Below are 20,243 nucleotides of genomic sequence, written 5' to 3' on the forward strand. Positions count from 1 at the left end.
GCCGAACCACCGGCCGCGGTCGGCGCCACCCAGGCGTCGGCCGCCGCCAGAACGGCCAGGTGACCACCGTCCACGGGTCGTCCCTGCACGCGCGGGGATCTTCCCGGAATCCGCAAACTGTGGCCACTGATCAACGGCTCGTCCCCGCATGCGCGGGGTTTCCCAAGGCGGCCGACGCCATCGGACGATGCCAACCACGCCGTCCCGGCACTGGCGGGGCAGCGCGAGGACGACTGGTGAATTGAGGTTTCGAGGTTCGGCGTCACCTCCACGCCCGTATGACCCGTGCGGCCTGCGGCGGCGGGCGCGGTGTGGCGTGCACCAGCCGACCACGAAGAATTATCAGTCGTCCCGGAGCCACTCCCACGCGTGCGGGACGGTCGGGGTGCCATGGGCATGGGCACTCCCGCGGATTAGGAGGAGACTCCCGTGGATGTGGGGACGACCTGACCGCTCTCGCCGAATGTTGGGCTGCGTCGAGCCCGGGGTGCAGTCCGTGCCGCTGGCGGCCCGACGACAGCGGCGCTGACAGCCCGACCGACGCCGAGGCCGACGTGTACGGTGGCGTCCGCCCGCATCCCGGAACACCGCAGTCCCTGGCCTGGTCTTCACGCCCGCCGAGGAGAACGCCTTCATCAGTGGCGTCGACGACGAGTTCACCAGTAGCAGGCGGCACAACCATCAGCCCTCGCTCGGCCGTCGTCGCCCAGTGCGTCGATTGACGGACGGGCTGGGCCGGTTCTTCCTGGTCCACGATCAACTGCGTGGCGTAACCGAAGCATTCAGTAAGGGGTGGTATGGCTTTTATGTCGTGGCGTCGCCGGCCATGGCCCGGCCGCGTGGGCGCGCATTGGGCGCGCGGATGCTCCGGCACGGCACGACATGCGCCGGCACGTTCCGACACCGGAAATGCCCCGGCCTCGGATTTTGCGGCACTGCGCGTCAGTTTCCGGTATATTCCGATACGCGGTATTCCGTTTTGCAGTCGAGCGGTCGGGCGGATGGCTCCGTCCGAGGGTCAGGTACGGGTGAGCTCGGCGGTGAGGAACTGTGTGTCGAGCCAGGGCCGGGTGGCCTTCCCGGTGAAGGGGTCGGTCAGATCGCGACCGTAGCGGTGGGCGACCGTGCGGTCGTCATCCTCGCGGATGGTCCAGCCGTTGGGGCGTAGCCACTGGGCGGGGTGGGGGCGGGTCTCGGTGTTGAACAGGGCCCTCGCCTCGATCCCGGACCGGCTGGTGAGCTGGTCCAGCGTGGCGGTGTCGGAGGCGAGGCGCTCCAGGTGGGCGAAGCGGTCGAGCGCGAGTCGACTGCCGGGGACGGAGAGCCGGTGGATCTCCCGGATCAGGCGTTCCTCGGCCGCCGCCGGTAGGTAGCCGAGCAGCCCTTCCGCGATCCAGGCGGTTGGGTCGCTCGGGGTGAACCCCGCCGCGATGAGCGCGTCCGGCCATTCCTCGCGCAGATCGGTTCCGACCGGGACGCGCCGGCAGCCCGGTTGCGCCTGTTTGCGCTGCAGCACGTCGTCCTTGAACGCGAGGACCTGCGGCTGGTCCAGTTCGTACAGCGTGACGTCGCCGGGCCAGCCCAGTCGGAACGCACGGGTGTCCAGGCCCGCGGCGAGAAGAACGACCTGACCGACACCGCCGCGAAGTGCGTCGTGGACGAAGTCGTCGTAGAACCGCGAGCGCACGCCGATGTAGCGGGAGGTATGCAGAGACAGCGCCTGCCGGTCTGTCACCGGCTCGCCCGCGGCGGGCCAATTCAGCGGGAACGGCACGGGTGAGGCTACGGCCTGGACGAACGCGGCCCCGAACCGGTCGTCGATGAGCGCGTCGGGCATCGACGACTCCACAGTCCGGGACGCGGCTATACCAAGGGCCGTCAGCCCGGGGCCGGTGACGATGTCCCAGCTCCTCTGCTCCGCCATGTCATGTTCCTTCCGCCTCGGGCGTCGAGGGGAATCTAGCCCGCAGGACTGACCGTGGCCGCCGATTGGGCGCTTCGCTGCCTGCGCTGCCGGGGCCTGCGCCTCGGTGAGGCTGGAGACCATGTCCCGGTGCGGCCGCCCGTCATCGACGGTGTGCGGGTGCTCGTCGTCGGCGGTCACCGCCGGCCGGGCCACGTGGACCGGGTGGTGGACGAGCTGATCGCCAGCGGTGGCCGTTATGCGGTTCCTCGCGCGCCGTCGGTTCCGGGTCATACGGGTACGCGTGGCGTCCATTCCGGTGGTCCGATCTCGGTGTTGAGGCCTTTCTCGATGAAAACTATGTTCCGGTAGAAAAGCACGGCCGAGACTCCCCGGTTGGTGGCGGGCGGCTGGTAGACCGACGTGTCCTCGTGCTCCGGGTAGTGCAGGCCGTTGAGAAGCTCCTTGAGTCGGGTCATAACCGTCCGGGTTCCCGTCCCGCCGGGGGAGTCGGCGCGGCTGCGGGTCACCTCGACGCGTCCGTCGCGAAAGGAGAGCGTGCGCTCCGCCGACATCCGACCGAGGCGGAGCTCGAAGAGGACCGTGCCGGCCAGGTCCGCGCAGGGAAGGCGGCGGGCCAGTATCTCGTCGAGGATCGGCGGCGCGGCTCTTTCCAGGGTGAGTGAATTGATTAGCGTGCTGATCTCGTTTTCGGAGCACGCGGCGGCCTGCAGCAGGGACGCATTGACGTCATACGGCACAGTGGGCACGGGAGCTCCAGGGATCACGCGGGAAAGCCGGCGGTCGGCGCCGTTCCGGTGAACGGCGCGCCGGCTTCCAGGGTGCGCGCGCCCACCGCCGAAGTCCCCGCGATGACTCCGACGGCCCAGCGGCTCGGCTCGGCGCCCGCCGGCCGGGGTCGTCAGGTGGTCGTCACCAGCAGCTCCTCCGAGCTTGAGGGCCGAAGGTCATCCGAACGGCCGGTGAAGTAGAGCCTGGTCAGATCGCCGGCCGACACGTGCCGGGCTTCCCCGAAACCTGCTTCCCGGGCCAGCGCCAGCATCTCCGGCGGGGTGAAGAAGCTGATGAAGGGGGTCCTGGCTGCGCGCGCCGCCTTCTCCGTCATCTCGCGTAGGGCGCGCTCCGCCGGCTCGACGAGGGTCGGCGGCACCAGGAACGTCGTGACGAGCGTCGAGCCGGAGGCGAGCGCGGCGACCTGGCGGAGCATGGCCGTGGTCGCGTCCCTGGTGAGGTACATGGTGACGCCGGCGCAGACCACGACGGCCGGCCGCGTCGGGTCGAAGCCGGCGGCCGTGAGCCGCTCCCACCAGGACGGCCCCACCTCGAAGTCGACCGGGACGAACCGCAGCCATTCCGGGACGCCGAAGCCGATCTCGGCGAGGCGCCGCCGTTTCCAGGCCTGTGGGCCCGGCTGGTCGACCTCGAACATCCGCAGGCCCGAGGCGATCTCCGGCCGGCGCTGGGCGAAGGTGTCCAGGCCGGCTCCGAGGATGACGTACTGGCTGACACCGCGGCCGGCCTGTTCGGCGACCAGGTCCTCGACGAGGCGGGCGCGGGCCACCATGGACGCCCGGGTGCGGCGCGTCGCGTGCTGGTCCATGTCCGGGCGGGCGCGCCAGTCGTCGCCCGGGGCCACCAGCCGAAGGCCGATCTCGTCCTCGAACACGTGCGGCCGCGGGTCGACCTGGACGTGCATGGCCCGCCACAGGGCAACCCGCGTCGCGGTGCTTTCCGGGGCCGCGGTTCGCGTGCCAGGCATGAGCTTCTCTCACCTTCTGCCGAAGTACCCGAGGGTGTGGGAACAGCGGCTCATTCGGGTATGCGCGGGGCACGATTTCTTCCGGCGCGGATCCGCTCGCCTTTATCTGCCTGCCGCCGTCTGCCATCTGCTCTCGGCGGGATTCGCGAGCACGGAATCTCGGACAGCGGCCTTCGCAGCCTACCCGTGTCCTTGATACCGCCCGGGCCGCAGGTGATTGGCGGTGATTGGCGGGTAATGGGGTGGCTACCCTGGTGAACCGCCTGTCGGAGCGTGGCTGAAACGGCGCCGCCCGCGTCCTGGCCCGGAGAAAGAGAGCTGGTTCACGGTGGGGGCCGCGGCCGGCGCGGGTGTGCTCGGGGCGTTGGCCGCTCCACCGGCGCGGGCGGGCCCGCGGAGCCACGGTGCTGGGGCCGGCTGCTCGTGCCGGCTGGCTCGTGCCGGCAGGCGTAGCGGGGTTCCCGTGGAACACAAGCCTTCGTCGCCTTCCGGACAGACCGGGGGAGGCGAGTGGCCCGGTGATGTTCCTGATGTCGATGAAGTCCGAGCGTATGGCTCGATGTGCGTTCCGTGATATTGGTGCCTGGCATCGTGCTGGCATTGCGATCCTGTGTAAAGGTTGTCAGATCTTCTTGACGATCGATGGTCGCTGGCTTAGGTTGGCCTTAGTTGTTAGACGCTGTCTAGGTCGGAGCCGTCCCGTCTCCGTGAAGCGATCTTCTGTCTGCTCACCCGCCCTCTGTCGGGCATGTCGAGTCGGGCCGGGGACGCCGGTCAGCACCTCTGGCCGACGGTTGCGGGCGCGCTTGGACGGCGGAGCCGTTCCGGTCACGGCGCCGCCTGAGTGACGGAGCGGTCGCGACCACCGGGACGACCGCCCAGGTCGTTCCCGGCCGGCAACAAAAGCACCGATGTCGACACTGGAGATGATCTGTAACCTCAGGGCGTCATTCTGACCACACCGCTGCAGCGCATCAAAAGCGATGTTCCAGGCGGCACCCGGTGCGGGTCCCGGCAGGCTCGGCGAATCTCGATGCACACAATTTGACAAGGATGGGACGAGGATGCGGAAACTATTGCGTCCACGATGGCCGGATTCGCCAGCCCCGTTCGTGGGGAACCGGCGTGCCGCCGCTCTGACCGTGTCGAGACAGCTTGCCACAATGATCGCGGGCACCTCGCGGTGTACCGGTGCATAGGGGAAACACCGGCGGTCAAGAACTGGACTTCCTGAACCGGGTTGGCTCGCTGGCCCTGGACACCCGAGAATCCGACGGCGGCGTGGGGCCGGTGGCGCCAGGCGAGGACCGCGCCGTCAGCAACCAGCAGTGGCCGATGGCGGCCCGTGCGTCCGAGCTCGCCGCGGTGGTGGGCGCCGTCCGGCGGGGAACCAGCGTCGTTCTCGTCGGCGAGCCCGGTGTGGGCAAGACCCGGCTGCTGCGGACCGCCCTGGCGGAGGTGGCGACAGCCGGTGATCCGGTCCGACTGATCGACGCTCCACACGGGACCCATCCCGACCTGCCCGGCTCGCTGCTGGCGGAGCTCTCGGCGACCTTCGACCTGCTGGGCGGGGATCCGCTCGAGGGCGGTCCGACCGGGGGTTTTCGGCCTCGCGACACGGAGCACCGGCCGGGGGGCCCGGATGCCCGCCCGCGGCGGGTGTTCGGCTCGGCGGGTCTGGGCGCGGCACGCCCGGACCACGGATTCTCCGGTACCCGCCGAGGCCCGGAGGCGGGCGGCGGGAACCGAGCGCCCGCTCGGTTCCCGCCGGCGGCCGGCACGGCGGGACGGGTGGTGCTCGGCGTCGACGACGCGCACCTGTTGGATTCCGAGCCGGCGGCGATGCTGCACCACCTGGTCGCCACCGGCCGGGTCACTCTCGTCGCCGCCGTCTGCTCCGGTGAGAACCAGCACCGGGGCGTCAGCAGGCTCTGGATGGAGCGGCTCGCCGAACGTTTCGACCTGGCCGAGTTCAACGAGAGCGGTGTGCACGCGATGGTCCGGGCCCGGCTCGGCGGCACCGTCGACGAGTCGACGCTGGCCAGGCTGCACCACCTGACCCGGGGCAATGCCCTTTACCTGTGTGAGCTGGTGGGTCACGCCCTGGCTGAGGGGACCTTGGTCCAGGCGGACGGGATCTGGCGGTGGTCCGGTCTCGCGAGCAGCGGTGGCCGGCTCTCCGACCTGGTCCGGCTTCGGCTGGCCGACCTCGCGCCGGATGAGGTCGAGCTGGTCGCCATGGTGGCGCTCGCCGAGCCCCTCGAGGCCGATCTGCCCGTTGTGGCGGAGCTCGCCGCCGCGGCCGAGTCGCTCAACCGGCGCCGGATCATCGTGGCCGAAGGAGTCGGCCGCCGTGTCCAGCTGCGCCTCTTCTATCCGTTGCACAGCGAGGTGCTGGTCGCGTCCCTGCCGGAGCTGACCGCGCGGCGACTGCGCGCCCGGCTGGCCGGCGCGATCGAACAAACGGGGCTGCGTCGGCGCACCGACCTGTTGCGGGCCGTCCGGCTGCGTCTCGACGCGGGTCAGATGCCCGAACCGGCGCATCTGATCGCGGCGGCGGAACGGGCGGTGGGCACCGGCGACGTCGTGTTCGCCGAACGGCTGTGCCGGCTCGCGATCGCGGTGCGGGAGCCGACCCTCTCCCGCAGCCGCATCGAGCTGCTGCTGGGCCGGGCCCTGTGCTCGCAGGGCAGGCATTCGGACGCCGAGGACGTCTTCGGGCCGGGCTGTGACCACGCCCCCCGGGAGGAGCTGGCCGCGCTGGCCCGCACCCGGGCGCTGAACATGGCCGGTGGGCTGGGCCGGATCGACGACGCTGAGGCGCTGCTCGCCGCCGTCCGCTCCGCGGTGCCCGCCGCGGACGAGGCGAAGCTGTCGGCCACCCTGGCGATCGTCTGGATGCTCGCGGACCGCCTGCCGGAGGCGCTGACGCTGGTCGGGTCCGCCATCGCGGGGGAGAACGCGGACTCACCGCTGGTGCGCGAGGCCGTCCCGGTCATGGCGGTCGCGCGCACCGAGCTCGGTGACGCGGCCGGTGCCCTCGAGCTGCTGGACAGCTGCCTGCCGGCACTCGACCGGTGGGCTGATCACCACTGGCTGCCGCACCGGCTGGCGACGGTGGCCGCCTGCGTCGCACTGGGACGGATGGGCGACGCCTCGGCGACGCTGCGGTGGGTGCGCCGCCGGCTGGCCGACGGCCCGTCCCGGGTGATGTGGGATCCGCTGACCGTGCTTGTCGAGGCCCACCACCTGAGGCTGACCGGCCGGAACGCCGAGGCTGTCGACCTGCTGCGGCGCTCCGATGACTCGGCCGCCGCCGCGAGCATCCCGGACATCCGTTGCTGGACGCGTGCCCAGTTGGCGGGTGCCCTCGCGGAGGCCGGCTCCCACGCGGACGCGCTGGTGGCGATCGCGGAGGCCCGTGCGCTGGTGGCCTCGACCGGCGGCTCCACGACCGCCCGCGGGTGGGTGGAGATCGAGGAGGCGGCCGTGCACGCGCATGCCGGTGACCGGGCGCGGGCCGTCGCCCTCGCGCTGGAGCTGGCTGACCGTTTCGTGGCCGCCGGGCGGATTGTTCGCGCCGTCGAGGCGTTGCACCTCGCCGCGCGGCTGGGCGTCGCGAACGCCGTGGTGGCCCGGTGTGAGGCCCTGGCCACCCGGATCGGGGCCGCCGAGGTGGCGCAGGCGTGGTCCGTTCATGTCCGGGCCCTTGCCGGCGCCGACGGTGACGCGTTGAGTGGCGTCTCCCGCCGCTTCGAGGACATGTGCCTGCTGCCGCTGGCCGCCGAGGCCGCCGTCCAGGCCGCCGCCGCGTATCAGATGCGCGGTGCGGTCCGCAGCGGGCGGCTGGCGAGAGTCCGCGGCGCCGATCTCGTCTCCCGATGCGGGGGGCCGCTGCCGCCCTGGGCGTCCGACGAGGTCAGCGTCGCCGCCGGTGCCGCGGCGGCGCGTGGCGGGACCAGGTCGCACGGGGTTCCCGGCCCCGAGCTCACCCCGCGGGAACGGGAGGTGGCGGCGTTCGCGGCCGTCGGGCTGTCGAACCGGGAGATCGCGTCCCGTCTGGTCGTGTCTGTCCGGACCGTCGAGAACCACCTGCAACGCGCCTACGGCAAGCTCGGGGTGCTGCGTCGCGCCGATCTGGCACTCCGGCTGCAGGAGAGCCTGGAGTCCGGCTTCGCCGCGGGGTCGGTGACCTGACGCCGGGGCGCCGCCGGCTCCGGCCGTGCGCGCCGCCGGTCATCGCGGGGCGCTCGACGACTCCAACCAGATCGCGACGCCGTCGAGGGCACGGGCCACGGTGAACTCGAAGAACTCGACGTCCAGCTCGGCGGGCGGCCGAGGGTCGCGCGCCCGGGCGAGGGCGTCGACGCTGGCCGCGGCGAGGCCGGGCTGCGGGGTGTCCTGGAAGTCACTGAGGACCTGTGCCATCTTGCCGCGCGCCTCCGGCCGCTCGGCGCGGTCGTCCTCCGCCGCAACCATCATGAACGCGGTGTTGAGCAGGAACCGGTAGACCAGGGTCGCGTCGCCGCCGAAACCGGCGCGCTGCAGTACCTGGATGCCGCGGTCGATCGTGGGCAGGGCGGCGGGAACCGTCGGCCCGATCAGGACGACGCGCCGGGCGACCCCGCGGAACTCCCGCAGCACCGCCCGGCCCTCGCGCAGCAGCCGGGTGAACCACTCCCGCCAGGGTAGGTCGGCGTCCGGGACGGGGATGAGGGCTATCACCCGGTCGGTGATGGCGTCGACGACGGTCTCGCGGTCGCCGACGTGGTGGTAGATGACGCCGGGCCAGACCTCCAGGGCTCCGGACAGCTGGCGGATCGACCAGCCGTCGAGACCCTGGCCGCGGGTCAGTTCCAGCGCCGTGTCCACGATCTTCTCGGCCGTCATCGGCGGCAGACCGGCGGCCAGGCGCGATCGTGCGGAGTGGCTGGGCCGGTCCATGGGGTCACCTTAACCGCCGGGCTCGAGCGCCCCCGTCTCGATGCGAGGAACATCCATCGGCTAAGGTCAGCCTAAGCTATTAGACGGTGTCTAACATCTGTTGCACACTGTTCAGCGAAGGCTTGGACGATCTAGCGAAGGTCGACACATGAACGAAGATCGAGGAGCGCTGGCGGCGCTGCTGCGGCCCATCCGGGGCCGGCTGTGGCTCGCCACCGCGGCGCAGGCCGTCTCCGCGGCCGTGAGCGTCGTGCCCTTCATCGCCGCCGCCGAGCTGGGGCGCGTCCTGCTCGACGACGGCCCGGTCGATCACGGGCGCGCCTGGACGATCACCTGGGTCGGCGTCGCGGCCCTGTTCGCGCGGCTCGTCCTGCTGGCCGTGGCCGGCGGGGTGAGCCACTTCGCGGACAACCGGCTGCAGCTCGACATCCGCCGGCGGATCGTCAGCCACCTCGGCCGGGTGCCGCTGGGCTGGTTCTCCGATCGCAACTCCGGCACGGTCAAGAAGGCCGTCCAGGACGACGTGACGACCATGCACCACCTGGTCGCGCACTCCCGGCTGGAGATCACTGCGGCGACCGTCGTGCCGCTGACGACCCTGGCCTACCTGTTCTGGGTCGACTGGAGAATGGCGCTGATCACCCTCGCTCCGCTGATCGTCGGCCTCTACTTCTACGGGCGGAACCTCGCGGCCGTCGGCGCCCAGCTCCAGCCCTTCGACGAGGCCACGCGAGCCATCAGCGCCAGCACGGTCGAGTTCGTCGACGGCATCGCCGTCGTGAAGATCTTCGGCCGGGCGCGCGGCGCGCACGAGCGCTTCACCCGGGCCGCCGACGACTACTCGACCTTCTTCAAGGGCTGGGTCACCTCGACGATCGGCCTGCGCGCGATCTCGGAGATCCTGCTCTCCCCGGTGGTGGCGCTGCTCACCGTCCTCGTCGGCGGCGCGCTGCTCGTCACGAAGGCCGACATGGAGCCGGTCGACCTGCTGCCGTTCGCGCTGCTCGGCGCCGGCCTCGCGGCGCCGATCCTCGCGCTCAGCTACGGGATCTACAACATGCGCACCGCCCACCAGGCGGCCGCGAACGTGACGGGCGTGCTGGCCGTGCCCCCGCTGCCCGTCACCGCCGAGCCCGCCGTCCCGGCCGGCAACGACGTCGTCTTCGAGGACGCCCGGTTCTCCTACGACGGGGAGACCGAGGTCCTGCGGGGCATCGACCTGACCCTGCGCCCCGGGACGATCACCGCGCTGGTCGGGGCGTCGGGCTCCGGCAAGTCGACCCTCGCGTCGCTGGTGCCGCGCTTCGGCGACGTCACCGGCGGCGCGATCCGGCTGGGTGGCGTCGACCTGCGCGACATCGCCCCCGACGAGCTGTACCGCCGGGTCGCCTTCGTCTTCCAGGACACCCACCTGCTGCGTGACTCGATCGCCGACAACATCCGGCTGGCCCGGCCGGAGGCCGATCTCGCCGAGGTGCGCGCCGCCGCCCAGGCCGCGCGCATCGACAGCCGCATCCGTGAGCTGCCCCAGGGCTACGACTCCGTCATCGGTGAGGACGGCCAGCTCTCCGGCGGTGAGGCGCAGCGGGTCGCGATCGCCCGCGCCCTGCTCGCGGACACCCCCGTGATCGTCCTGGACGAGGCGACGGTGTTCACCGACCCCGAGGCCGAGGCCGACATCCAGGACGCTCTCTCCGAACTGACCAGGGAGAAGACGGTGCTCGTCATCGCCCACCGGCTGGCGACGATCGTCGCCGCCGACCAGATCGTCGTTCTCGACGACGGCGCGATCGCCGAGCGGGGCACCCACGCCGAGCTGGTCGCGGCGGGCGGCGTCTACGCCCGGATGTGGGCGGAGCACGAGCGCGCCGCCGACCCGCACGCACGTCCCGGCCCTGCCCCGGGACCTGCCGGCGTTCGCGGTGCCGCGGGCGCGCTGACCGGAACGGAGGAGGCCCGGTGATCCGGAGGCTGTTCACACTGCTCGGCCCGGAGCACCGGGGCGAGCTGCGGAGCCTGCTCGGCTGGCTCGTCGGCGCGGCCGTCCTGCAGGGCGCGGCCTTCGTGCTGTTGGTGCCGATCCTGCGCGCGCTGCTCGGCGACAACCCGGATGACGTCTGGCCGTGGATCCTGGCCCTCCTCGCGACGACGGCGGGGTACGGGTTCGCGCACCGGGTGGGCCTGCTGGCCAGCGCCGACGCGGGTGCCGGCCTCTCGCGCACCGTGCACCACCGCATCGGCGACCGGGTCGCCGGCCTCCCGCTCGGCTGGTTCTCGGCTGACCGGACGGCGGCGGTCAACCAGCTCGCCACGCGGGACGTCATGGACGTCATGGGCGTGTTCGCGCACCTGCTGCGGCCGCTGCTGACCGGATTCGTGACCCCCGGTGTCGTCGTCGCGCTGATGTACGTCTTCGACTGGCGGCTCGCGCTCGCCGCCACGCTCACCGTCCCGATGCTCGCGCTGGTCTACCGCTGGAGCACCCGGCTCGCCCACCAGGCCGACGCCGCCAGCGACGCCGCCCAGGTGGACGCCGGCGGGCGGGTGCTCGAGTTCGCCCGGGCCCAGCGGGTGCTGCGGGTGTTCGGCCGCGGTGCGACCGGGCCCGCCGCCCGGGCGCTCGACGAGGCCCTGGAACGGCAGCGGGCGGCCGGGCACCGGCAGCTGAGCGTGGCCGTGCCGGGGCTGATCGGCTTCGCGGTCGCGGTCCAGGCCGCGTTCACCGTGGTCATCATCCTCGGCACCTACCTCGCGCTCGACGGCTCGCTCGACGCGCCCACGCTGCTCGCGGTGCTCGCCCTGGCGGCCAGGTTCATCGAACCCGTCGCGGAGGCCGCGGCGCTGGGCACCGAGCTGCAGAAGGCCAGCCGCGCCCTCGAGCGCATCGAGAACCTGCTCGCCCTACCGACGCTGCCAACCCCGGCGGCCCCCCGGCACCCCGAGGGCACCGGCATCGAGCTCGACAACGTCGTGTTCGGCTACGAGGGCCGCCGCGTGCTCTCCGGGGTGTCCGCCTGGCTGGCCGAGGGCACGATGACCGCGCTGGTGGGCCCGTCGGGCTCCGGCAAGACCACGGTCACCCGGCTCATCGCGCGCTTCTGGGACACCGACTCGGGAGCCGTGCGGATCGGCGGGGTCGACGTCCGGGAGATCGACCCCGACGAGCTGACGTCGCTGATCTCCGTGGTCTTCCAGGACGTCTACCTGTTCGAGGGCAGCATCGAGGACAACATCCGGGTCGGACGTTCCGGGGCGAGCGCCGAGCAGGTGCGCGAGGCCGCGCGGCTGGCCCGGGTCGACGAGATCGTCGCGCGGCTGCCCGAGGGCTGGGACACCCGGGTCGGGGAGGGCGGCAGCGCCCTGTCCGGCGGCGAGCGCCAGCGGGTGTCCATCGCCCGCGCGATCCTCAAGGACGCTCCGATCGTGCTGCTCGACGAGGCGACGTCCGCGCTGGACCCGGAGAACGAGCAGGCCGTCGCGCAGGCACTGGCCGCGCTGGCGAACAACCGCACGCTGCTCGTGATCGCGCACCGGCTGGGGACGGTGATGGCGGCCGACCAGATTCTCGTCCTGGAGCGGGGCCTCGTCGTCGAGTCCGGAACCCATGCCCAGCTCATCGGGACCGGCGGCCGGTACGCCGCCTTCTGGCAGCGGCGCCGCGGAGCCGAGGGCTGGCGCCTGGCGCCTGGCACCGCACCCACCGGCGAGGCCGCGCTCGCCCGTCTTCCCCACCCGGCCGCGGGCCACTAGGAAACCCGAGGTCACTCCCGCTACCGCCGGCGGGACGCGTCGGGTCGACGCCCGAGCGCCGCCTCGCCCCTCCCGAGAACGGCTCCCCATGCGTAAATGGCTACCCCTGCTCACGGTCTCCCTGAGCACCTTCATGCTGCTCCTCGACGTCACGATCGTCAGCGTGGCGGTGCCGGCCATGGCCGACGCGCTCGACTCCTCGTTCACCGATCTGCAGTGGACCGTCGACATCTACGTCCTGGTGCTCGCCGCCCTGCTGATGGCGATCGGCTCGGCGTCCGACCTCTTCGGCCGCCGCCGGATCTTCCTCCTCGGGCTGGTCGTCTTCGCGGCGGCCTCGCTCGCCTGCGGGTTGGCTCCGAACATCGGCTTTTTGATCGCCGCCCGGGGCATGCAGGGGCTCGGTGCCGCGGCCATGTTCGCGACCAACGCCGCCCTGCTCAGCGCCACCTACCGCGGCCGTGACCTCGGTGTGGCCTTCGGGGTGTGGGGCGCGGTCAACGGCGCCGCCGCGGCGCTGGGCCCCATCGTCGGCGGCCTGCTCACCGAGCACATCAGCTGGCGGGCCATCTTCCTGGTCAACCTGCCGGTGGCCGCGGTCGCCATCGTCATCGCCCTGCGTGCCGTCACGGAGTCGCGGGACCGGGCGAGCGGCCGCATCGACATCCCCGGCACCGTCACGTTCACGCTCGGGGTCTCCCTGCTCATCTACGGCCTCATCGAGGCCGGTGACCAGGGCTGGTCGGATTTCGTCACCCTCGGGTGCCTCATCGGCGCCGCCGTGGCTCTGGTGGTCTTCGTCCTGGTGGAACGCGGCCGGCGCGCGCCGATGCTCGACCCGCGGCTGTTCCGCGGCCCGTCGTTCTCCGCGCTCATGCTCGGCGGCTTCGTCCTGACCGGGGCGGCGTTCGCCAACCTGGTGTTCGTGTCGGTGTGGGCGCAGACCGTCCTCGACTTCGACCCGGTGAAGGCCGGTCTGGTGCTCACCCCGCTGGCGGGGATGTCGTTCGTGGTCGCCGGGGCCGGCGGCCGGCTGCTGCACGGAGTCCCGCCGAGGATCTCGATCGGGGCCGGCCTGCTGTTCGTGGGAGCCGGGACGCTGCTCGACATGGTCATCGCACCGTCGTCGGGATGGACCGCGCTGCTGGCCGGACTGATCGTCACCGGTGTCGGGGTGGGGCTGGCCTCGCCGGTCCTCGCCTCCGCCGCGCTCACCACGGCGCCCCCCGAGCGCGCGGGCATGGCCAACGGCGCGATGAACACGTTCCGCCAGCTCGGGTTCGCGGTCGGCGTTCCCGTCTTCGGCACGGCCCTGGCCGGGCAGGCACGGGCCACGCTCAGCGACAGCGGCCAGTTCGACGACCCGCAGGCCACCGCCAGCGCGCTGTCCGGCGGCGGCGCGCCGGAGATCATCGCGCGCGTGCCCGCGGCCGCGCGCGCCGCGGTCGACCAGGCCCTGCACGCCGCGTACGCCGACGGGCTCGATCGGGTCTTCCTGATCAGCGGGGTCGCCGCGCTGGTGGCGGGTGTCGCGGTGCTGCTGCTGGTCCGACCGGTACCGACGGCCCCCCGCGCCGCGGCGGCCGACGGCCCGGCGGGCGCGGCGGTACCCGGGGGGCCCGCGATCCCCGCGCCCGGCGGCAGCCAGCTGCCGACGGGGGCGAACGGCTGAGCGGCGGGGCCGCGGTCAGGCCCCGGGCGGCGGGGCGGCGAGCAGCCCGCCCCGCAGCTCCCGGACGTGGTCGGCCACCGCGCTGACGGCGCCCCGGTCGTGGCTGATGAACACGGCGGCGAGACCGCGCTCGGTGACCAGGCCGCGGACCAGCCCGCAGATCGCGCCGGCCGACACGGGATCCAGCGCCGACGTCACCTCGTCACAGATCAGCAGGTCCGGAGCCGTGGCCAGGGCCCGGGCCAGGGCGAACCGCTGGCGTTGGCCGCCGGAGAGTCGCCCGGGGCGGCGGGCCGCCAGCTCCGGGGCGAGCCCCAGCTCCGCGAGCAGCGCGGCGACTTCACCGCCCGACTCCTCCGGTCCCTCCGGTTCCCCCGCCTCCCGCGCGTCGCCCGCGGCGAGGGCGTAGGCGCGGGTCACCGCCTCGCCGACCGGACGACGCGGGTTGAGGGACGTGTACGGGTCCTGGAAGACGTAGCCGATCCGGCGGCGCTGCGGCGGTGGGCGATCCGTCGCCGAGGGTGCCAGCGGCACTCCGTCGAGCTCCACGGTCCCGTCGTCCCACGGGTGCAGGCCGATGACGGCGCGGGCCAGGGTCGTCTTCCCGGTGCCGGAGACACCGACGACGCCGACGCACTCACCCCGTCGCACGGTCAGGTCGACACCGCGCAGCACCTCGGCCCGGCGGCGCGCGGCCCCGGTGGAGACCCGCAGCCCGGCGACGCGCAGCGCCACCGCCCCGGGCCCTGGGGAGAGGGAGGGGACAGCGGCAGGGCCGGGGCCCGGGGCAGGCTCGGCCCCGGCCGCCCGTGGCGACGCCTGTGCCGGTGGCTGCTGTGCCGGTGCTGGTGCCGGTACGTGGCTCAGCCGCCGGCTGGCGGCACTCAGCGCCCGGGTCGGGCCGGTGCGCGGCCGGTCGAGGACGTCGCGGGGCGCTCCCCGCTCCACGATCCGCCCGGCGTCCAGCACGACGAGCTCGGGCACGCCCGGCAGCTCGGCCACAGCCGCCAGGTCATGGCTGACCAGCACGAGCGAGAACGAACGCACCGCCCGCCGCTGCTCGATCAGGGCCAGCAGGGCGGCCGCCTGGTCGGGGTCCACGTTCGCCGTCGGCTCGTCGAGGACCAGCACGTCCGGCTCGCCGGTCAGCGTGAGCGCGAGCAGCAGCCGCTGGCGCTGCCCGCCGGAGAGCTGGTGGGGATACCGCGCGAGGAAGGCCCGATCGTCGGGCAGCCCGACCGCGCGCAACGCCGCGGCGGCCCTCGCCCGCACGTCCGCCCCCCGGCCGCCGACGAGGCGGATCATCTCCGTCAGCAGCGCCGAGACGCGCATGGTCGGGGTGAGCGAGGCCGCCGGATCCTGCGGCAGGTAGCGCACCCGGCGGCGGCGCAGCTCCCGCGCGCGGGACGCGCGCGGGGCGCGCGCGGGGCGAACACGTCGACCCCACCGATCGTCACGCCGCCCGACGTTCGGGTCAGGCCCGGCCCGAGGTGGCCCAGCAGGGCGAGCGCGAACGTGGTCTTGCCCGCGCCGGAGGTGCCGATGACCGCGAGGGTCCCACCGGCAGGCAGGTCACAGGAGGCGCCGTCGAGGACCGCGCGTCCGCCGGCCGCGGCGACGCTCAGGTCGGTCACGACGACGTCCGCGGCGGGCTCCTCGGGGCCCTCGGGGGCCTTGCCGACGTCCGGTGCGCCGGCCGTTCTGGTGGTCATTCCCGGTTCGTCCCGTCGGAGTGGGCGACCAGCCAGTCGCTGATCAGGTTCGTGCCCACCGCCAGCAGCGTGATCGCGAGGGCCGGGGCCAGCACGCACCAGGGCGCGACCGTGATGCCCCCGCCGTTCTCGTTGATCATCTGGCCCCAGTCCGGAGTGGGCGGCTGGGGGCCGAAGCCCAGGAACCCGGCCGCGCTGATGATGATGATGGCCTCGACCATCCGCGTGCCGGCGTCCGCGAAGATGATCGTCCGGAGGTTGGGAAGCAGGTCGCGGACGAGGATCTGGCGGGTCGGCGTCCCGCACAGGACCGCCGCCTCGACGTAGGGCTCCGTGACGAGCGCGCGGGTCGCCGCGTAGATGACCCGCGCGGTGGGCGGCGTGAGGACGACGACGATCGCGGCGAAGGCGGCGAGGCCACCCACGCCCAGCGCGCTCGCCGCCGCGGCCAGGACCAGCACCGCGGGGACGGCGAGGATGACGTCGAACACCGCCAGCACGGCCCGCGCGCCGCCCCGGCCGAGCCAGCCCGCGAGCAGGCCCGTGCTGACGGCGATCAGCTGGGCGGAGGCGACCGCGAGGACCGTGATGAGCAGCAGGCTCCGGCCGCCGACGAGCATGCGGGAGAGCACGTCCCGGCCCAGCAGGTCGGTCCCGAGCGGGTGCGCCCCGCTCGGCCCGGCGAGCGGGCCGGAGACGCTGGCGGTCGTCGGGTAGGGGTGGACGAAGACACCGACGAGAGTCGTCAGCACCGGTACGCCGAGGACGAGCAGACCGATCACCAGTCCGGTGCGTCCGCGCAGGTGCTGGCGTCCAGGGAGCCCACGGCCGCCGCGGCCACCCGGCTCTGACGCGGCCCCGGTCGCTTCGCCGGGCAGGGCGGTCTCGGTCGCCGGCCCGGTGCCGGACGCGGCGGAGGGCCCGCTCACGTGGCCGTCCGGGCGCGGGGGAGCAGGAGCCGGACGGCGCCGTCGGCGAGGGCGCTCACCGTGACCACGAACGCGGCGACCACGATCGTCACCGCCTGGATGACCGGGACGTCCCGCTGGGAGACGGCGGTCTGCAGCGCATTTCCCACCCCCGGGTAGCCGAACACGATCTCGACGACGACGACGTTCGTGACCATCGCGATCATGGTCAGTGCCCCGGCCTGGCACAGCACGGGCAGCGCCGCCGGAAGGATGTGCCGGGCGACGACCCGCCGGTGCGGGATGCCGCGCAGGCGGGCGGCGAGCGCCCAGGGCATCGCGGCGGCGTCGAGCACGCTGGCGCGGACCAGACGCGTCACGTAGGCGAAGGAACTTAGCGTCAGCGCGGCCGCGGGCAGGACCAGCAGCCGTGGCTGGAGGATGGCCGGGCGGGTGGGATCGACCAGCGCGAGCGCGGGCAGCCAACGCAGGTCGACGGCGAACAGCAGCACGAGCAGGGAACCGGTGACGAAGGCCGGAACGGCCGACACCGTCAGCGAGAACAGGAGCAGCAGCCGGTCCACGGCCCCGCCGGGCCGCAGGCCCGCGGTCACGCCGGCCAGTGTGCCGGTCACCAGCACGGCGGCGAGGGCGGCGGCCGCCAGCGTCAGACTGTTCACCATCGGCCGCGACAGCAGGGTGGCCACCGGCAGGTCGTTCACCTGCGACCGGCCCAGGTCGCCGTGCGCCAGCCCGGAGATCCACCGCAGGTACCGCTCCCAGACCGGGTGGTCGAGCCCCAGCCGGACATGCTCCGCGTGGAGCCGCTGTTCCGTGGCGTAGGGGCCCAGGCGGGCGCGCACGTTGTCACCGGGCAGCGCGGACGTCGCGGCGAAGGTCACGACGGACACCCCGAGGATGACGGCGAAGGCACCGGCCAGCCGCCAGAAGGGCGACGGCACGCGGCCGGCCAGCGCACGCGGCCCGGCAGGCGGAGTGCTCACCCCGTGCGATGGATGAAGATCAGGTCCGGGATGCCGAAGTTGGGGCTGGAGTCGACCCCCCCGACGGACGGCGCCGTGGCGACGAGTCTCGGCGCGAAGCCCCACACGAGGTCGGAGCCGGAGTCCCAGAGCTGCTTCTGCAGGCCGTCGAACGTCGTTCGCCGCTTCGCGGCGTCGAGCTCGCCCACTCCGTCGGCGAACCCGGCGTCCCAGTCGGGCTTGCGCCAGCCGAAGTTGAACGGGCCGTCGGACAGGTAGACCAGCGGGGCCATGTCGGTGAACGCGCCGACCTGGGCGAACGCCACGCCCGACGCCTTCGCCCACTCCTCGGGCTGCGCGAAGTAGACGTCCGGCGGGATGACCTCGACCTTGATGTCGAAGCCGACCTCGCGAGCCTGGTCGGCGAGGAGCTGGGTCGCCTCGACGAGACCCGGGCCGATGGGCGAGGTCAGGAGGGTGGCCTTGACCGGGGTGGGCACCCCGGCCTCCCGCAGGAGCGACTTCGCCTTCGCCGGGTCGTGCGGCCGCTGCGCGATCGAGCCGTTGTAGTTCGGCAGGCCCTTGCCCCACAGGTCGTTGCCGACGGAGCCGAATCCGAACAGCGTGGTCTCGACGAGTTTCTCGCGGTCCACCGCGTATCGCAGGGCCTGCCGGACGCGCTCGTCGTCGAACGGCGGCGCCGCCATGTTCAGGAACCAGGCGAGGCCCTGCTCGGCCGCGCCGCGGTGGATGGTGACCCCGCGGTCCTCCCGCAGGGTCGAAGCGTCCAGGTAGGCGACGTCGTCGGCCCAGTCCACCTGGCCCGACCGCAGTGCGGACAGCCGCGACTTCGCGTCCGGCGCGGCCACCAGCTCGATCTCGTCCAGGTAGCCCCGGGCGTCGCCGTCCCAGTAGTCGGCGCGCCGGCGCAGGACCGTGCGCTGGCCGGGCACGAACGAGGCGATCTCGTACGGGCCGCTGCCGACCACGTCGCCGAGCTGGGACGCCGGCCTGCCACCCGGCATGATCACCAGGACGACGCCGCTGACTCGGGCCGGCAGGTCGTACACGGGGGCGGTCAGCGCGATGGTCGCGGTGCGTGCGTCCGTCGCCTTGCTCGCCTTCAGATCGATCGCGGCGATCGCGGCGCCGCTCTCGGTGCCGGCGAACGTCGCGAAGCTGGCCAGCACGTCGGCCGTCGTCAACGGCTTGCCGTCGGAGAAGGTGATCCCCGGCTTCAGCTTGAGCGTCCAGACGGTCGCGTCGGCGTTGGGTGTCAGGCTCTCGAACAGGCGCGGGGTGACCGAGCCGTCCGGGTGGGCGTCGCCGAGGCGCTCGTACACCGCCAGGCCGCGCACCGAGCCCAGGACGTCGTGCCCTTTCACGATGTCCAGGGTGTCGGCCGGGCTGCTCGCGAACGCGGCCCGCAGTTTCCCGCCGCGGCGCGGGGCCGCCGCCCCCGCCGCGCCCGTGGCTGGCACGGCGGGATCGTCGTCGCCGCAGGCCGCGAGCAGTGCCGGCGCCGTGAGGGCGCCGACGGCGAGCAGGCCGGCGCGCCCGAACGCGCGACGGTTGAGAGCAACGTTCATCGAGGTCTTCTCCTGGGGGCCCGTGCCACCCAACCAGCGGGCAGCTAAGGGTAACCTTATGCATAGACCATTCGCTTAAGGAAGACCTTAGTTGCATCTGACCTGGGTTGACGGGTCGGCATGCGACGATGGTCCGGTGTGGACACAGGGTGAAGACGGCGACACGGCGGGCACCGCGGAGTCCGGTGCGGAGTCCGGTGCCGAGCCCCCTGCCCGGACGGAGCCGGCGACGCGGCCGTCCGGGGTGCTCGGCCGCTACGGCCACCGGCGGCCGCGGCGGGGTCTCACCCCGCAGGTGGTTGTCGACGCCGCCCTGCGGGTCGTCGCCCGCGACGGCCTGGACGGGCTCACCATGCGGGCCGTCGCGGCGGAACTGAACACCGCGACGACCTCGCTGTACCGGCACATCGCCGACCGGGACGCGCTGCTGACCGCGATGCTCGCGAGCGTCGCGTCCGGCCTGCCGGTCACCGTGTCGGGCCGGACACCCCTGGAGCGGGTCGCGGCCCGGCTGATCGGGGCGCACGACCTGCTGGCCGACTGGCCCTGGGTGCCCTTTGTGCTGGTCACCGGGCAGTATGTCGCCGCGGAGTCGCTCGCCTTCGACGAGGCGAACCTGGCCGATCTGCTCGCGGCCGGGCTCGACATGCCCGCCGCCGCGCTCGCCTACCGCAGCTGCTGGCACCTGCTGGTGGGCGAGCTGCTGGACCAGCACGCCGCGCCGGCCGCCGCCGCGGCCCGACGTCTGCGGCGGGCCGCGATACCGGTGGCCGACCTGCCCGTCCTGGCCCAGGCAGGCCCCTTGCTGACCGACGCGGGGGGCGACTCGTTCGCCCACGGCGTCGCGCTGCTGCTGCGAGCCGTGGTCACCGGAGCCGGAGTCGGAGTCGGGGCTGGGCCCGGAGCCGGGCCCCTCCGACCCCTTCCAAGTCCGGGCGCCCGACCCCCGGAGCCCTGAAGTCCGGAATCCGGGGCCCGGAGAGCCAAGTCAGCCCCCTGCCA

Annotated in this window: 14 protein-coding genes; 5 read left to right on the forward strand and 9 right to left on the reverse strand. The window is 73.2% G+C overall.

Translation table 11 applies throughout. The features are described from left to right. Positions 1 to 1,018: 1,018 nt before the first annotated feature. From AC559T_RS05760 to AC559T_RS05770, 3 genes are all read right to left on the reverse strand, one after another. Positions 1,019 to 1,924 carry an SAM-dependent methyltransferase gene (locus tag AC559T_RS05760; RefSeq protein ID WP_498868008.1) on the reverse strand — a complete coding sequence of 302 codons (906 nt, stop codon included), beginning with the start codon at positions 1,922 to 1,924 and terminating at the stop codon, positions 1,019 to 1,021. A gap of 269 nt (positions 1,925 to 2,193) precedes the next feature. After that, positions 2,194 to 2,673 (reverse strand): hypothetical protein, encoded by a 480-nt coding sequence (locus tag AC559T_RS05765; RefSeq protein ID WP_498868009.1) that lies wholly within the window; start codon positions 2,671 to 2,673, stop codon positions 2,194 to 2,196. A 152-nt stretch (positions 2,674 to 2,825) separates the two neighbouring features. Further along, on the reverse strand, positions 2,826 to 3,683 hold the full coding sequence (locus AC559T_RS05770; RefSeq protein ID WP_112104981.1) for a class I SAM-dependent methyltransferase: 858 nt from the start codon (positions 3,681 to 3,683) through the stop codon (positions 2,826 to 2,828). 1,191 nt (positions 3,684 to 4,874) lie between these two features. Here AC559T_RS05770 and AC559T_RS05775 point away from each other — a divergent pair. After that, complete coding sequence (locus AC559T_RS05775) at positions 4,875 to 7,880, forward strand: helix-turn-helix transcriptional regulator (RefSeq protein ID WP_498868010.1); 3,006 nt, start codon at positions 4,875 to 4,877, stop codon at positions 7,878 to 7,880. A gap of 39 nt (positions 7,881 to 7,919) precedes the next feature. Here the strand turns inward: AC559T_RS05775 and AC559T_RS05780 are convergent, their stop codons facing one another. Continuing rightward, on the reverse strand, positions 7,920 to 8,627 hold the full coding sequence (locus AC559T_RS05780; protein ID WP_498868011.1) for a TetR/AcrR family transcriptional regulator: 708 nt from the start codon (positions 8,625 to 8,627) through the stop codon (positions 7,920 to 7,922). A 148-nt stretch (positions 8,628 to 8,775) separates the two neighbouring features. Here AC559T_RS05780 and AC559T_RS05785 point away from each other — a divergent pair, with 148 nt between their 5' ends. From AC559T_RS05785 to AC559T_RS05795, 3 genes are all read left to right on the forward strand, one after another. After that, positions 8,776 to 10,590: an ABC transporter ATP-binding protein gene (locus AC559T_RS05785; RefSeq protein WP_498868012.1), complete on the forward strand. Its 1,815-nt coding sequence runs from the start codon at positions 8,776 to 8,778 to the stop codon at positions 10,588 to 10,590. Beyond that, positions 10,587 to 12,377 (forward strand): ABC transporter ATP-binding protein, encoded by a 1,791-nt coding sequence (locus tag AC559T_RS05790; RefSeq protein ID WP_498868013.1) that lies wholly within the window; start codon positions 10,587 to 10,589, stop codon positions 12,375 to 12,377. Before AC559T_RS05785 ends, AC559T_RS05790 begins: the two co-directional genes overlap by 4 nt. Before the next feature lie 88 nt (positions 12,378 to 12,465). Then, positions 12,466 to 14,049 carry an MFS transporter gene (locus AC559T_RS05795; RefSeq protein WP_112104976.1) on the forward strand — a complete coding sequence of 528 codons (1,584 nt, stop codon included), beginning with the start codon at positions 12,466 to 12,468 and terminating at the stop codon, positions 14,047 to 14,049. 15 nt (positions 14,050 to 14,064) lie between these two features. Here AC559T_RS05795 and AC559T_RS05800 read toward each other — a convergent pair whose 3' ends face one another. The 5 genes from AC559T_RS05800 to AC559T_RS05820 are packed head-to-tail and all read right to left on the reverse strand — an operon-like array spanning position 14,065 to position 19,241. Beyond that, positions 14,065 to 15,426, reverse strand: a complete 1,362-nt coding sequence (locus AC559T_RS05800) for an ABC transporter ATP-binding protein (protein ID WP_498868014.1) — start codon at positions 15,424 to 15,426, stop codon at positions 14,065 to 14,067. Next, entirely contained in the window at positions 15,360 to 15,761 is a 402-nt protein-coding gene (locus tag AC559T_RS05805; protein WP_498868015.1) for an ATP-binding cassette domain-containing protein, read from the reverse strand. Before AC559T_RS05805 ends, AC559T_RS05800 begins: the two co-directional genes overlap by 67 nt. Next, entirely contained in the window at positions 15,758 to 16,690 is a 933-nt protein-coding gene (locus AC559T_RS05810; RefSeq protein WP_112107181.1) for an ABC transporter permease, read from the reverse strand. The genes AC559T_RS05805 and AC559T_RS05810 overlap by 4 nt, the downstream gene beginning before the upstream one ends. Further along, positions 16,687 to 17,673, reverse strand: a complete 987-nt coding sequence (locus AC559T_RS05815; RefSeq protein WP_498868016.1) for an ABC transporter permease — start codon at positions 17,671 to 17,673, stop codon at positions 16,687 to 16,689. The genes AC559T_RS05810 and AC559T_RS05815 overlap by 4 nt, the downstream gene beginning before the upstream one ends. Beyond that, complete coding sequence (locus tag AC559T_RS05820) at positions 17,670 to 19,241, reverse strand: ABC transporter substrate-binding protein (RefSeq protein ID WP_498868017.1); 1,572 nt, start codon at positions 19,239 to 19,241, stop codon at positions 17,670 to 17,672. The genes AC559T_RS05815 and AC559T_RS05820 overlap by 4 nt, the downstream gene beginning before the upstream one ends. 136 nt (positions 19,242 to 19,377) lie before the next feature. Between AC559T_RS05820 and AC559T_RS05825 the strand changes: the two genes are divergently transcribed. Further along, a complete protein-coding gene (locus tag AC559T_RS05825; RefSeq protein ID WP_498868018.1) occupies positions 19,378 to 20,199 on the forward strand; it encodes a TetR/AcrR family transcriptional regulator in 822 nt (273 codons plus the stop codon). Positions 20,200 to 20,243 lie beyond the last annotated feature (44 nt).

Origin of the sequence: Frankia sp. Hr75.2, assembly GCF_949319125.1 — a bacterium.
Lineage (GTDB): Bacteria > Actinomycetota > Actinomycetes > Frankiales > Frankiaceae > Parafrankia > Parafrankia soli.

Excerpts from the sequence above, each read along its gene's own strand:
- AC559T_RS05785 (WP_498868012.1), top strand. The coding sequence starts at position 8,776 with ATGAACGAAGATCGAGGAGCGCTGGCGGCGCTGCTGCGGCCCATCCGG.
- AC559T_RS05795 (WP_112104976.1), top strand. The coding sequence starts at position 12,466 with ATGCGTAAATGGCTACCCCTGCTCACGGTCTCCCTGAGCACCTTCATG.
- AC559T_RS05770 (WP_112104981.1), bottom strand. The coding sequence starts at position 3,683 with ATGCCTGGCACGCGAACCGCGGCCCCGGAAAGCACCGCGACGCGGGTT.
- AC559T_RS05805 (WP_498868015.1), bottom strand. The coding sequence starts at position 15,761 with ATGACCACCAGAACGGCCGGCGCACCGGACGTCGGCAAGGCCCCCGAG.
- AC559T_RS05760 (WP_498868008.1), bottom strand. The coding sequence starts at position 1,924 with ATGGCGGAGCAGAGGAGCTGGGACATCGTCACCGGCCCCGGGCTGACG.
- AC559T_RS05780 (WP_498868011.1), bottom strand. The coding sequence starts at position 8,627 with ATGGACCGGCCCAGCCACTCCGCACGATCGCGCCTGGCCGCCGGTCTG.
- AC559T_RS05820 (WP_498868017.1), bottom strand. The coding sequence starts at position 19,241 with ATGAACGTTGCTCTCAACCGTCGCGCGTTCGGGCGCGCCGGCCTGCTC.